Source organism: Synechococcus sp. RS9902 (assembly GCF_014279635.1).
Lineage (GTDB): Bacteria > Cyanobacteriota > Cyanobacteriia > PCC-6307 > Cyanobiaceae > Parasynechococcus.
The window spans coordinates 1,250,365-1,262,491 of record NZ_CP047949.1; the positions used below are offsets into that span (position 1 = coordinate 1,250,365).

At 62.2% G+C, this 12,127-nt stretch carries 13 protein-coding genes; 4 read left to right on the forward strand and 9 right to left on the reverse strand.

Annotation, left to right across the window (positions count from 1 at the left end; all coding sequences use genetic code 11):
• Position 1 precedes the first annotated feature (1 nt).
• The 3 genes from ftsH to pyk are packed head-to-tail and all read right to left on the reverse strand — an operon-like array spanning position 2 to position 4,674.
• Positions 2-1,921 carry an ATP-dependent zinc metalloprotease FtsH gene (ftsH, locus tag SynRS9902_RS06910; RefSeq protein WP_186508455.1) on the reverse strand — a complete coding sequence of 640 codons (1,920 nt, stop codon included), beginning with the start codon at positions 1,919-1,921 and terminating at the stop codon, positions 2-4.
• A 57-nt stretch (positions 1,922-1,978) separates the two neighbouring features.
• Positions 1,979-3,208, reverse strand: coding sequence for an ABC transporter permease (locus SynRS9902_RS06915; protein WP_115009117.1), 1,230 nt, complete (start codon positions 3,206-3,208; stop codon positions 1,979-1,981).
• Between the two features lie 14 nt (positions 3,209-3,222).
• Positions 3,223-4,674, reverse strand: coding sequence for a pyruvate kinase (gene pyk, locus SynRS9902_RS06920; RefSeq protein WP_186508457.1), 1,452 nt, complete (start codon positions 4,672-4,674; stop codon positions 3,223-3,225).
• Positions 4,675-4,730: 56 nt separating this feature from the next.
• Between pyk and SynRS9902_RS06925 the strand changes: the two genes are divergently transcribed.
• Both SynRS9902_RS06925 and SynRS9902_RS06930 read left to right on the forward strand, forming a co-directional pair.
• Positions 4,731-5,060, forward strand: coding sequence for a nucleoside triphosphate pyrophosphohydrolase family protein (locus SynRS9902_RS06925; protein WP_186508459.1), 330 nt, complete (start codon positions 4,731-4,733; stop codon positions 5,058-5,060).
• 7 nt (positions 5,061-5,067) lie between these two features.
• Complete coding sequence (locus SynRS9902_RS06930; RefSeq protein WP_186510571.1) at positions 5,068-5,541, forward strand: hypothetical protein; 474 nt, start codon at positions 5,068-5,070, stop codon at positions 5,539-5,541.
• On the opposite strand, the gene SynRS9902_RS06935 is transcribed toward SynRS9902_RS06930, so the two are convergent.
• Genes SynRS9902_RS06935 through ilvA form a run of 3 tightly spaced genes read right to left on the reverse strand, consistent with a single transcriptional unit; the run spans position 5,542 to position 7,929 of the window.
• Entirely contained in the window at positions 5,542-5,838 is a 297-nt protein-coding gene (locus SynRS9902_RS06935) for a YggT family protein (protein ID WP_114989255.1), read from the reverse strand.
• A 24-nt stretch (positions 5,839-5,862) separates the two neighbouring features.
• Positions 5,863-6,360, reverse strand: a complete 498-nt coding sequence (gene scpB, locus SynRS9902_RS06940) for an SMC-Scp complex subunit ScpB (RefSeq protein WP_115009114.1) — start codon at positions 6,358-6,360, stop codon at positions 5,863-5,865.
• A gap of 39 nt (positions 6,361-6,399) precedes the next feature.
• Positions 6,400-7,929, reverse strand: coding sequence for a threonine ammonia-lyase, biosynthetic (ilvA, locus tag SynRS9902_RS06945; protein WP_186508461.1), 1,530 nt, complete (start codon positions 7,927-7,929; stop codon positions 6,400-6,402).
• A gap of 80 nt (positions 7,930-8,009) precedes the next feature.
• Between ilvA and dxs the strand changes: the two genes are divergently transcribed.
• Positions 8,010-9,941 carry a 1-deoxy-D-xylulose-5-phosphate synthase gene (dxs, locus tag SynRS9902_RS06950; RefSeq protein WP_115082331.1) on the forward strand — a complete coding sequence of 644 codons (1,932 nt, stop codon included), beginning with the start codon at positions 8,010-8,012 and terminating at the stop codon, positions 9,939-9,941.
• A gap of 13 nt (positions 9,942-9,954) precedes the next feature.
• The gene (locus SynRS9902_RS06955; RefSeq protein ID WP_186508463.1) at positions 9,955-11,142 is read left to right on the forward strand and encodes an NAD(P)/FAD-dependent oxidoreductase; all 1,188 of its coding nucleotides are present in this window, start codon (positions 9,955-9,957) and stop codon (positions 11,140-11,142) included.
• Positions 11,143-11,193: 51 nt separating this feature from the next.
• Here SynRS9902_RS06955 and psaK read toward each other — a convergent pair whose 3' ends face one another.
• The 3 genes from psaK to SynRS9902_RS06970 form a co-directional block, all read right to left on the reverse strand.
• Positions 11,194-11,451, reverse strand: coding sequence for a photosystem I reaction center subunit PsaK (gene psaK / locus SynRS9902_RS06960; RefSeq protein ID WP_041434789.1), 258 nt, complete (start codon positions 11,449-11,451; stop codon positions 11,194-11,196).
• 68 nt (positions 11,452-11,519) lie between these two features.
• Positions 11,520-11,807, reverse strand: a complete 288-nt coding sequence (locus tag SynRS9902_RS06965; protein WP_186508465.1) for a DUF3593 domain-containing protein — start codon at positions 11,805-11,807, stop codon at positions 11,520-11,522.
• On the reverse strand, positions 11,804-12,097 hold the full coding sequence (locus SynRS9902_RS06970; RefSeq protein ID WP_115082328.1) for a DUF2499 domain-containing protein: 294 nt from the start codon (positions 12,095-12,097) through the stop codon (positions 11,804-11,806). The genes SynRS9902_RS06965 and SynRS9902_RS06970 overlap by 4 nt, the downstream gene beginning before the upstream one ends.
• Positions 12,098-12,127 lie beyond the last annotated feature (30 nt).

The window sequence follows — 12,127 nt, forward strand, 5'->3', positions numbered from 1 at the left end:
ATCAGTCGAGGGTGACGACAGTGCGGTCTTTCTCAGGAACAGCGGTGAATTCAGTCAGAACAGCCTTGAACTCATCACCATCCATGGTTTCCTTTTCGATCAGCAGTTCCACCAGGCGATCCATGGCTTCGCGGTTGGCAGCCACGATCTCCACGGTCTCGTCATAACAGCGCTTCACCATGTTGCGCACTTGAACATCGATCTGTTGGGAGATCGATTCCGACACGTCACTGCGTGACATCAGGTCGCGCCCCAGGAACACTTCCTGGCTGCCGCCCTCTAGGGCAACAGGGCCGAGATCACTCATGCCGAGTCGGGTCACCATGTTGCGGGCCATCGACGCCACCTGTTGGATGTCGCCACCGGCTCCGGTGGTGACTTCCTGGTGTCCGAACACCACGTCCTCTGCGGCACGGCCACCCAGGGCTCCCATGATGCGTGCCTTGAGCTGGGCACGGGTGACAAGGGTTTGCTCCTCATCCGGGGAGAACCAGGTCAGGCCCTGGGCCTGACCTCGGGGAATCAAGGTGACCTTCTGAACAGGGTCGTGGTCCTTGACCATGGTGCCGATCAGGGCATGACCAACTTCGTGATAAGCGATCAGACGCTTGCTGCGACCGTCGGTGAGGGGACGACCCTCCATGCCGGCGATGATCCGATCGACAGCGTCGTCGATCTCGCTCAAGCCGATGGCTTCCTTGCGGCGGCGGGCGGTGAGGATGGCCGCCTCATTCATCAGGTTGGCCAGATCAGCACCGGTGAAACCAGGGGTCCGGCGGGCAATGCTTTCGAGGGACAGCTCCTCTTCGAGCTTCTTGTTGCGGCAGTGCACATCGAGGATGGCCAGGCGGCCCTTGATGTCGGGGGCGTCCACGGTGACCTGACGGTCAAAACGGCCGGGACGCATCAGAGCTGAGTCCAGAACGTCGGGGCGGTTGGTGGCGGCAATGATGATGATGCCGCTGTTGCCTTCGAAGCCATCCATCTCCGTAAGGAGCTGGTTGAGCGTCTGTTCGCGTTCGTCGTTGCCTCCACCGATGCCGGCACCGCGCTGGCGGCCCACGGCATCAATTTCGTCGATGAAGATCAAGCAAGGGCTGTTTTCCTTGGCCTTCTTGAACAGATCGCGGACGCGGCTGGCACCCACGCCAACGAACATCTCAACGAACTCAGAACCAGAAAGGGAGAAGAAGGGAACGCCAGCTTCACCGGCAATGGCCTTGGCCAGAAGGGTTTTGCCGGTGCCGGGAGGGCCGACCAGCAGAAGGCCGCGGGGAATCTGAGCACCCACTGAAGTGAATCGCTCGGGCTGCTTCAGGAAGGTGACCACTTCCTGGAGTTCCTGCTTTGCTTCGGTGACGCCGGCCACGTCGTCGAACATGACGCCGGTCTCCGCTTCCATCATGAAGCGGGCTTTGCTTTTGCCGAACTGCATGGCCTGGCCAGGGCCGCCAGGCATGTTGCTGTTCCGGCGGGCCAGGAAAATCAGGGCACCGATCAGCAGCAGCGGGAAGGCCAGATTGCCCAGCACGCCGAGGGCCGGAGGTGCTGTGCGGGGCGGATGAATATCAAAGCTGATGCCTTCGGTCTTCAGCGTGTTGATCAGCTCAGGGGCCAGACCAGGAAGGTCAACGCGCAGGCGTTGAACGCGGTTGTCGAGGTCGGGATCGACGGCTTCGATCACGGCGTTGCGGCCACCGTCGTAGATGTCGACGGCTGTGACGCGACCGGCCTCGACGTAATCGAGGAAGCGGCCGTAGCTCATCCGTGCCACCGCGGCATTGCGGGGAGCGACGGTGGTGCCATTGCTGTCCTGGCTGAGGCCGTTGATGCCTCCGTTGCTCACCACCTGCCAGCCGATCAGCAACACGACGCCGATTGGCAACAGCCAGAGGGCAAGAAGGCGCCAGCGCTGATTCATGAGCCGAAAAAATTCGTTAACGAGTGTAAAGGAGTTGGACTGATTTCTGAGGCCTGATCAAAGGCTTCTCAGGGCAACAATCGGGTCGAGCTTTGCAGCGCGTCGGGCTGGAACAACTCCGAAGAACAGCCCGATGGATCCTGAGAGTCCAACGGTGACCACCACCATCGTTGCGCCGATCGTTGCTGGCAGGGGCGTGACCGCCGCCACGAGGCTCACGGTTCCAAGACCCGCCAGCGTGCCGATGGCGCCGCCCAGGCTGGCAAGCACCAGGGATTCCACCAGAAACTGCTGCAGAACATCACCGCTGCGGGCGCCCAGGGCTTTGCGCAGACCGATCTCCTCGGTGCGTTCGCTGACGGACACCAACATGATGTTCATGATCCCGATGCCTCCCACCAGCAGGGAGATCCCACCAATGGCCCCGAGCATCAGGGTGAGTCCTCCGGTGATGGTGCCCACGATGGTGAGAGCGTCCTTCTGGGATCGCACCACGAAATCGTCGTCCCGAAGAATCCGGTGCCGCTGCCTCAGCAGGTTGTTGATCTGAAAGCTGGCTGCGTTGATGCTGTTTTCATCCCTGGCTTCAACACTGATGGAGTTGAGGCTGACGCCATAAATCGGATCCCGACCGGTGATCCGGTTCACCATCGTGGTGATTGGGATGTAGGTGTTTTCGTCCTGGTTGCTGCCGAACACGGCCCCTTTGGGGGCCATCACGCCGACCACCTCAAAGCTTTGATTACCGATGCGCACCTGCTGGCCAATCGCTGAGCCAGTGGGAAACAACTTGGTGCGTAGATCCGAGCCGAGCACGGCGATGGCTTTCGCACCGGCCACGTCCTTGGCGTTGATGAAACGGCCCTTGGCCACGTCGAATCCGCGCACAGGGGGGAACTCCGATGTCGCGCCGAAGACCGCACCCGTGGAGCTGCGGGCTCCGGCCTGCACCACCTGATTGGTGTTGATCACGGGCGCCACGCGCTTGACGCTGGGAACCTGGGTGGCGATGGCTTCGGCATCTTCCAGCACGAGCGTTTTCGGTCGCGTAACCCCTTGGCGTCTGGCGTTCGTGTTGCCCGGAACCACAAACAACACATTGGCGCCGAGGTTGTTCAACTGGCCTTCAGCCAGCAATTGCGCTCCCCGTCCAACCCCAACAAGGGTGATCACCGAGGCGTTGCCGATCACGATGCCCACCATCGTGAGCAGGCTGCGCAGCCTGTTGCTGCGCAGGGTGGACAGGGCCATCCGCACCGTTTCCGTAGCGGGCATGCGCCGGTTCATGGTGTGGGCGTCGCTCAGATCAGTGTCGCTTCAGCTTCGTTTCCAACGATGCTCACCTTGACCAGATCTGTGGATCCGGAAACGCCGGTATGCGTGCCTGCGGATTGCACCACGAGATCACCCTCCTTCAGCAGATCGAGCTCCTTGGCTTTGACCATCGCCGCCTGGAAGGTCTGCGTGGTGCGTTCGCCCTGGGGAATCACCAGCGGTGTCACGCCCCACACCAGCTGCAGACGACAGGCAACCGTGCGATCAGGAGTGATGGCAAGGACTGGTGCTGCAGGCCGGAACTTGCTCACGTTGCGAGCTGTGGCCCCACTTCGGGTGAGGGGGAGAATCGCGGAAGCATTGAGCTGGCTGGCGATGGTGCTGACCGCACCGCTCAAGGCGTTGGGAATGGTGCTGGGCAGGTGGCTGTCGATCGAGCGTTGGGGGTAGTCCTTCTCGATCCTGCGAGCAATGGTGGCCATGGTTTGAACGGCCTCCACGGGGAAATCCCCCACCGCGGTCTCGTTGGAGAGCATCACAGCGTCGGTTCCATCCAGGATGGCGTTGGCCACGTCGCTGACTTCGGCTCGGGTGGGCCGGGGGCTGGAGGCCATGGAATCCAGCATCTGGGTGGCCGTGATGATCGGGATGCCCAGGCTGTTGGCCTTGCGGATCAGTTCCTTCTGCAGCAACGGCACTTCCTCGGCCGGCATCTCCACGCCAAGGTCACCGCGGGCCACCATCACGCCGTCACAGAGCGGCAGGATCGAATCGATCTGATCGATGGCCTCGAACTTTTCGATTTTCGCCACCACAGGGGTCTCGTGGCCCTGTTCGCGGATCAGTCCGCGAATCTCCTCCATGTCGGAGGGATTGCGCACGAAGCTGAGGGCCACCCAGTCCACGCCCTGGCTGAGGCCAAAGGCCAAGTCGGTCTTGTCCTTGTCCGTGAGGGCGCGAACGGACAACTGAACGTCCGGGAAGTTGACGCCCTTGTTGTTGGAGAGAACACCGCCCACGGTGACGGTGCAATGCAAGGTCTGCTGCGCTTTGTCGACGGTGTCGACCTTCATCTCGACGCGGCCGTCGTCGAGCAGGATCCGGCTTCCTGCGGTGACTTCGTCTGCCAGCTTGTCGTAGGTGACCGTTGCGATCGTCTTGTCGCAGCTCACCGGCCGTGAGGTGAGTGTGAACGGATCACCGTTGGCCAGGGTGATCGGACCCTCAGCGAACCGCCCGAGCCGGATCTTCGGGCCCTGAAGGTCCTGGAGGATGCCGATGGTCTGCCCCAATTCCTCAGACACCTGACGAATCGTGGCGATGCGAGCGGCGTGTTCGCTGTGGTCCCCGTGGGAAAAGTTCAGCCTGAAGGTGGTGGCACCAGCCTTCACCAGCTCCTTGATCCGCTCCGGGCTCTCGGTGGCAGGGCCGATGGTGGCCACGATCTTGGTCCGTCGGTTCAGGTCGAACTGGCCCATATCGCGGCTGAAAATCCTTGCGGAAACTACCATCCGGGCGTTTCCCAACCGGCCCCATGGAGATGAATTCCTATCAGGACGCCGCCCGAAAGACGGCTGCCTACCCGGATGTGGGCCGTAATCCCATCTATCCGACTCTCGGTTTGACCGGTGAAGCCGGCGAGGTGGCCGACAAGGTGAAAAAGGTGATTCGCGACCGTGGCGGTGTGTTTGACGCCGACACCTGCGAAGCGATCAAGTTGGAGCTGGGAGATGTGCTCTGGTACGTGGCTCAGCTGGCCAGCGAACTGGGTTATGACCTGAATGAGGTGGCTGACGCCAACCTGCAGAAACTGTCGAGCCGGGCTGCCCGTGGGCGCATCGGAGGCAGTGGTGACCAACGTTGATCTCCTGATGCTCCGTCGATTTGCTTCCGTGTTGTTCTGCCTGCCCCTTCTGGTGGGGCTGGCGCTCCCCTGTGACGCCGCTGAACTGCAGCTCAGTGAGGTTCGCCTGGATCCCTGCGGAGAGCTGGATGCCGGCAATCAACCTGAATTAAGCCGCCCGGTTGGTGCCAGCTGTTATGTGCTGACGGGAGACGTTGAGAACCGCAGCAAGAACAGCGTCATCGACACCGATGTGTATGCACGGATCCTGGATGCCAGTGGTGAACCGGTTCTTCCCAACAGAACCCGGGTGGGATCGATCGGGGATGTGAACCCTGGTCACTCCCCGTTCGCCCTGCGAATCTCAGTGCCGGCCGGAACCCCAGGGCCGTTTGTGATCAAAAATCCCCGTGCCCGTGGATTCAATGCTCCGGTTCGAAGCCGCGTTGATGTTGACGAGGATGACCTGCTTCCGTTGGAACGGGACATCAACCAGCAGTGATCACCAGCTGGAGCCCGACATGTAGAAGGCGCTGATCGACTGCCCCACCAGGCTCTGCAACAGGTTCAGGGCCAGGAAGGCCAGGATGGCGGAGAGGTCAATGCCCCCCAGCGGTGGGATCAAACCCCTAAAGGCGTTCAGGTAAGGGTCGGTGATCGCACTCACGCTGCTGAGCACCGGATTGCCCCAGTCCAGATTCGGGAACCAGCTCAGCAGAACCCGCACGATCAGCACCAAGGAATAGATCTGCAGGGTCTGGGACAGCACCTGAAGCAAGGTGACGGGTAGAGATTCCATGACGGAGGCTGATCTGCTCTGACTTTATGCAGCTTCCGTCAGATCGGTTGCCCCAAGATCAGGAAGCACGGAGAAGGTGCGGTGAAATTTTTCGGTGAGGGTAAGCCAATAGGACCGCCCCTCGCTCTGACGACGCCGTTCGATGAAGTCCTGCGCCAGCAGTTCCTTGATGTGGTCGTAGGCCCCCGAGCCCCGCAGATCCACAAGATCCGATTGAAGAATGCGTTTCTTCAGGGCAATGGTGGCGAGGGTTCGAAGGGTTGCTGTGGAGAGGTTCACCGGCAGCAGGTCTTTGACCAGATCGCCCATGCCCGGGCGCAGCTGCAGCCCGTAGCGACCGCTCTGTTCAACGACCTCCAGGGCACTGTCCCGCTGGGCGTAGGAGGCCGTCAGGGCGACGAGGGCTTCTTCAACGCTTCGTCGGTCGGCGTCGGCCAGCTCGGCCAGTTCACCGATGCTGACGGGCCGACCCTTGAGATAAAGAATCGCCTCGAGCCGGGTGGGCAGGGATGGAGACGTCATCACAACCCCTCGAGAGCACTCAAGTTACCGCCCTGAAACTCAGAGGAACAGGCCATAGGCCGGGTTGTTGGTTTCATCCCAGTGGCGATAGCCCAGGGCATTGAGGAATTCGGTCCAGCCCTGCATGTCCTGTTCCGGCACCAGCACGCCAACAACGATGCGCCCCACGTCAGCGCCATGGTTTCTGTAGTGGAAGATGCTGATGCTCCAGCCGGGGTGGAGAGCATCCACGAAGCTCATCAAGGCACCCGGGCGTTCGGGAAATTCGAAGCGATACAGCAGCTCTTTGCATTCGCCGGCACAGGCCGTGCGGGCTGAAGCCGGCAGACGGCCGCCCACCATGTGGCGCAGGTGAACCTTGGCAAATTCGTTGTCGCTGAGATCGAGGCAGGGGAAGCCGCCACGCTCCAGCTGGCCCAGCAGGGAGGCACGGTCGTTGTCATCGCTCACCTGCACACCGATGAAGATCTGCGCCGAGGCGCCATCAGTCATTCGGTAGCTGAATTCCGTGAGGCTTCGCTCCCGCAGCAGTTCGCAAAGCCGCCTCAGGCTGCCGGGTGATTCAGGAATCTCCACGGCCAGCATTGCTTCGCGCTCTTCCCCGAGCTCAGCCCGTTCGGCGATGAAGCGCAGCCTGTCGAAATTCATGTTGGCCCCGCAGGCCACCGCCACCAGATTGCGCCCCGCCAGCTGGCGCTCGGCCACGTCCTGTTTGAGTCCTGCCACCGCCAGAGCACCGGCGGGCTCAAGGATCGAACGGGTGTCTTCAAAAACGTCCTTGATCGCGGCACAGATTGCATCGGTGTCGACCCGCACCATGCGATCGACGAACTGCTGGGCCAGCGCAAAGGTGTGTTCCCCCACCTTTCTCACGGCGACACCATCGGCAAACAGCCCCACCTGTTCCAGTTCCACCCGCTGCTCTCGCTCGAGGGAGCGACTCAGGGCATCGGCATCCACCGGCTCCACACCGATCACCTCCGTTTCCGGCCACAGCCGTTTGACGTAGGCGGCGATGCCCGCGATCAGGCCACCGCCACCCACGGCCACATAGATCGCGTTGGGTGGCTGCTCGGCCTGGCGCATGATCTCCATGCCGATCGTTCCCTGGCCTGCGATCACTTCCGGATCGTCGAAGGGGTGAATGAAGGTGAGCCCCTCGGCCTTGCAGCGTCGATGCGCCTCCGCGGAGCACTCGTCGTAGGTCTCGCCATGGAGAACCACGTCACCACCCAGGGCCCGCACGGCGCGCACTTTCACCTCGGGTGTGGTGCTTGGCATCACGATCACTGCCCGACAGCCAAGCCGCTGGGCACTCAGGGCGACGCCCTGGGCATGGTTCCCGGCACTGGAGGCAATCACACCGCGCTCAAGCTCGTCTTTGCTGAGCTGAGCCATGCGGTTGTAGGCGCCGCGCAGCTTGAACGAGAACACCGGCTGGAGATCCTCACGCTTCAGCCAGACCGTGTTGTTCAGCCGGCGGCTCAGATTGGGTGCAGGATCCAAAGGGGTTTCCCGCGCCACGTCGTAGACGCGGGCACGCAGGATCCGCTGCAGGTAGTCGGTCATCTCACCATTCTTCCAAGGGTTCGATCCAGACAGGATCCGGGTTGGTTCCCGTAGATTGCACGTATTGGAGTTGGCAGTGCATGCATCTCGGAGATCTGAAGCATCCGAATGAGCTGCACGGACTCAGCCCGGCCCAGCTTGAGGACGTGGCTCGGCAGATTCGTGAGCGGCATCTGCAGGTGGTGTCCACCAGCGGTGGCCACCTGGGGCCTGGCCTGGGGGTTGTGGAGCTGACCCTGGCGCTGTACCAGACGCTGGATCTCGACCATGACCGTGTGATCTGGGATGTGGGCCATCAGGCCTACCCCCACAAATTGATCACCGGCCGGTTCAACGATTTCGACTCCCTGCGCCAGCAGCACGGGGTGGCGGGTTACCTCAAACGCACAGAGAGCGATTTCGACCACTTCGGAGCGGGTCATGCCAGCACCTCCATCTCAGCGGCGCTGGGCATGGCCATGGCGCGGGACAACCGGGGTGAGTCGTTCAAATGCGTTGCCGTCATCGGTGATGGAGCCCTGACAGGCGGCATGGCTCTGGAGGCCATCAACCACGCCGGACACCTTCCCAACACGCCGCTCCTGGTGGTGCTGAACGACAACGACATGTCGATCTCTCCGCCGGTTGGTGCGCTCTCGAACGTGCTGAACCGTGCGCGGCTCAGCCCACCGATGCAGTTCCTCTCAGGGAGTGTTGAGGAAAGCGTTCGGCATCTGCCCTTCATGGGTGGTGAGATTCCAGCGGAACTCAACCGCCTCAAGGGCAGCATGCGTCGCCTCGCGGTTCCCAAGGTGGGTGCCGTGTTCGAGGAACTGGGCTTCACCTACATGGGGCCGATCGACGGCCACGACATCGGTGAAATGGTGCGCACCTTCCAGGCGGCTCACCGCGAGGGTGGCCCTGTGCTGGTGCACGTGGTCACCAAAAAGGGCAAGGGCTATCCCTACGCCGAGGCCGATCAGGTGGGCTACCACGCCCAATCGGCTTTTGATCTCGGCACCGGCAAGGCGATTCCGTCGTCCAAACCCAAGCCCCCCAGCTACAGCAAGGTGTTTGGGCAGACCCTGGTCAAGCTCTGTGAGCAGAACAGTCGGGTGATCGGCATCACCGCGGCCATGGCCACCGGTACCGGTCTCGATCTGCTTCAGAAGGCCGTTCCGGACCAGTACGTGGATGTGGGCATCGCTGAGCAACATGCCGTCACCCTGGCGGCAGGCATGGCCTGCGAGGGGTTGCGTCCTGTCGTTGCCATCTACAGCACCTTCCTTCAGCGCGCCTACGACCAGTTGATCCACGACGTGGGCATCCAGAAGCTGCCGGTCACCTTCGTGCTCGATCGTGCCGGCATTGTTGGTGCCGACGGGCCGACCCACCAGGGTCAGTACGACATCAGCTACATGCGGGCCATTCCCAACTTCACGGTGATGGCACCGAAGGATGAGGCTGAGCTGCAGCGCATGCTGGTGACCTGCCTGCAGCACGACGGGCCCACGGCGCTGCGGATTCCGCGGGGCTCCGGGGAAGGCGTGCCCTTGATGGAAGAGGGTTGGGAATCGCTGCCGATCGGCCGCGGTGAACTGCTGCGGGAAGGCGACGATCTGATGATCGTGGCCTACGGCTCGATGGTGGCTCCGGCCCTCGCCACAGCAACGCTTCTGGAGGAAGCCGGTCTCTCCACCACCGTGATCAACGCGCGCTTCCTGAGGCCCCTGGATCAGGCGCTGATCCATCCTTTGGCACGTCGCATCCCCCGCGTGGTCACCATGGAAGAGGGAGCCCTGCCCGGTGGTTTTGGCGCAGCGGTTTTGGAGTCGTTGATCGATCAGGACATCAATGTGTCGATGTTGCGCATCGGCATCCCCGACCAGCTGGTTGATCACGCCACGCCGCAGCAGAGCAAGGAAGCTCTTGGCCTTACTCCTGCGCAGATGGCTGAACGCATCCTTGAGCGCTTCAGCAACACCTCTGGTGATCTGCCAGCCACCGCTTCGATCAAGGCCCTCCAGGCCTGAAGTTGAGGGCTCGGTGTCCGTTCTGATCGTTGGCGCGGGACCGTCCGGTGCCCGTCTGGCGATTCAACTGGCCCGGGCGGGTGCTGAGGTGACCCTGGTGGATCGCCTGGCTGATCCCCATCGCCATGCCTATTCCAGTGGCGCCCTGCCTCTGGAGGCTGTTCGTCGCTTGGGTCTGCCGGATGACGCCATTGCCGCCACCTGGCAGGGCTGGCAGCTGTACGATCCTTCGGGTCTGGTTCATCAGTGGTGGTCGTCCGGCGATCTGGGGGTGGTCCTCGACTTCGGCCGGCTTCGGTCCTGGCTCTGGGAGGAAGCGCGCCGCCATGGGGTCGAGTTGATCCAGGGCTGCCGGGCCGCGCTGAGCACGCTCAAGGCCGATCAAGCCAGCGTGCAGTTGCAAACACGTGATGGGCGGTCGTCATTGCGCTCAGCGCGCTGGCTGATTGATGCCACCGGTGCACGCCGAGATCTGCTGCAGCAGGCCGGCCTCACTTCCAATCCCGAGGATCCTCTGCTGCAGGGCATCGGCGTTGAGTGGCTGCTGCAGGCCGATGACCGTCAGGCGGCTGCCTGGCGGGATCGGATCAGTTTCTTTCTGGGCACCGCCTGGATCCCCCATGGATACGGCTGGATCTTTCCCATGCAGGAGCAACGGCTGAAGGTGGGGGTCTGTCACCTCCCACCGGAGGATCGTCCGAGTCCCGGCAGCCTGGCTGGACCCCTTCAGAGCTTGATTCAACGCTGCGGCTTGAGCGCCTGCCCGGTGTTGGATCGCCATGGCGGGCCGGTGTCCAGCAGCATCGCCCGCTCCGAACCTTTGGTGGCTGATGCCCTGCTGGCGGTGGGGGATGCGGCCAGTTCCGCCAATCTGCTTGGGGGAGAAGGGATCCGCCATGCGATGGATAGCGCGGATCAACTGGCCGAACTGCTGATCGCTGAAGGGATGTCTGGGGACTCCTCGGCTACGGCCCTTCGCTACCAAGAGCTGATCAAGGCCAAGCGGAGTTGGCGTTGGTTGGTGTCGGGCCGGCTGGCGCGGCGCACCTGGTGGGGCCTCGACAATTCAAGGGCGGACCGACGCCTGGAACGTTTGATCCATGGGCTTTCTGCGACCGCAGAAGCCCCCGCTCTCTCAGAGCTGTTGTTCAACTACAACTTCGAGCGTTACGGCCTGCGTCTGCTGCCGTATCTGCTCTGAGCCAAGGGGTGTTTCAGGGAGGAGACTGGCTCCTCCCTCAAGAGATGTGCTTCAGAGCACGCCGCGGGCGGCCAGACCCTGGATGGCGCCAATGCCAATGATGTGGCCGAGGCTGGTGGTGCCGAGCAGGGCTGCATGACCCATGCCGCCGAAGAAGGAAGCGTTGGGGAGTGCGGCGCCAACGTTGGGGTGCTTGATCGTGGCCTTGCCGACCATGATGGCAACCACATTGCAGAGGATCATCACCAGGGCGACCTTGGGAGACCAGGACACGGAGGCGGGAGCGATCGCGAAAAGGTGGGTCAGCATTCGAGCCAATGAGCGACACCTCATCTTCCGGCGCTAGCGACGCCTTGCCTGCCTCTCTTAAGAGTTGTTCACCCTTTTTTGGGGGTTGGTAACAACAAACCGATCACCAAGACCGTGTTGCTGAGGGTGAGAAAGGCTTCTGCCCCACCGTGCAACCAGTCAATCTCCACCAGTTCCGCTGAGCAGCAGCGCAGGGCGGCAATGGCAGCACCAATCGTGACGGCCACAAACAGCAGGGTGAGCTGAAAGCCCCGCTCCGCCATCAACGGAAGCGCCTCACTTTTCCGCAGCCAGTGCAGAAACAGGAGATAGGGGATCAGCGAGGCGGCGAACAGCGGTGCGGGATCGAAGTTCATGGAGCACTGACTCCATCCACCTGCCGGCGACGTTGAAGCTGCCAGGCCGCCAAGGCCAGGGTGCAGTTGCCGATCACGGTGAACAGGGCCTGAAGGGTGACCAACCCCCGCAGCGCTTCGCTGTTGTCAAACAGATGCCAGGTGCAGGCAGCCATGGCACTGACGAGGGCCGGAAGCATGGCCCAGGCCAGGCCCTGCAGACCACGCCGATGCATCAACACGATCGCCACGCACCACTCCACCACGGAGGCGACATGGATCCACCAGGTTCCGAGCGACAACGCGTGCATGCCCTGAATCCTAGGAATCGGTTGATAATG

Excerpts from the sequence above, each read along its gene's own strand:
- ftsH (WP_186508455.1), bottom strand. The coding sequence starts at position 1,921 with ATGAATCAGCGCTGGCGCCTTCTTGCCCTCTGGCTGTTGCCAATCGGC.
- SynRS9902_RS06915 (WP_115009117.1), bottom strand. The coding sequence starts at position 3,208 with ATGAACCGGCGCATGCCCGCTACGGAAACGGTGCGGATGGCCCTGTCC.
- pyk (WP_186508457.1), bottom strand. The coding sequence starts at position 4,674 with ATGGGCCAGTTCGACCTGAACCGACGGACCAAGATCGTGGCCACCATC.
- SynRS9902_RS06925 (WP_186508459.1), top strand. The coding sequence starts at position 4,731 with ATGGAGATGAATTCCTATCAGGACGCCGCCCGAAAGACGGCTGCCTAC.
- SynRS9902_RS06930 (WP_186510571.1), top strand. The coding sequence starts at position 5,068 with ATGCTCCGTCGATTTGCTTCCGTGTTGTTCTGCCTGCCCCTTCTGGTG.
- SynRS9902_RS06935 (WP_114989255.1), bottom strand. The coding sequence starts at position 5,838 with ATGGAATCTCTACCCGTCACCTTGCTTCAGGTGCTGTCCCAGACCCTG.
- scpB (WP_115009114.1), bottom strand. The coding sequence starts at position 6,360 with ATGACGTCTCCATCCCTGCCCACCCGGCTCGAGGCGATTCTTTATCTC.
- ilvA (WP_186508461.1), bottom strand. The coding sequence starts at position 7,929 with ATGACCGACTACCTGCAGCGGATCCTGCGTGCCCGCGTCTACGACGTG.
- dxs (WP_115082331.1), top strand. The coding sequence starts at position 8,010 with ATGCATCTCGGAGATCTGAAGCATCCGAATGAGCTGCACGGACTCAGC.
- psaK (WP_041434789.1), bottom strand. The coding sequence starts at position 11,451 with ATGCTGACCCACCTTTTCGCGATCGCTCCCGCCTCCGTGTCCTGGTCT.
- SynRS9902_RS06965 (WP_186508465.1), bottom strand. The coding sequence starts at position 11,807 with ATGAACTTCGATCCCGCACCGCTGTTCGCCGCCTCGCTGATCCCCTAT.
- SynRS9902_RS06970 (WP_115082328.1), bottom strand. The coding sequence starts at position 12,097 with ATGCACGCGTTGTCGCTCGGAACCTGGTGGATCCATGTCGCCTCCGTG.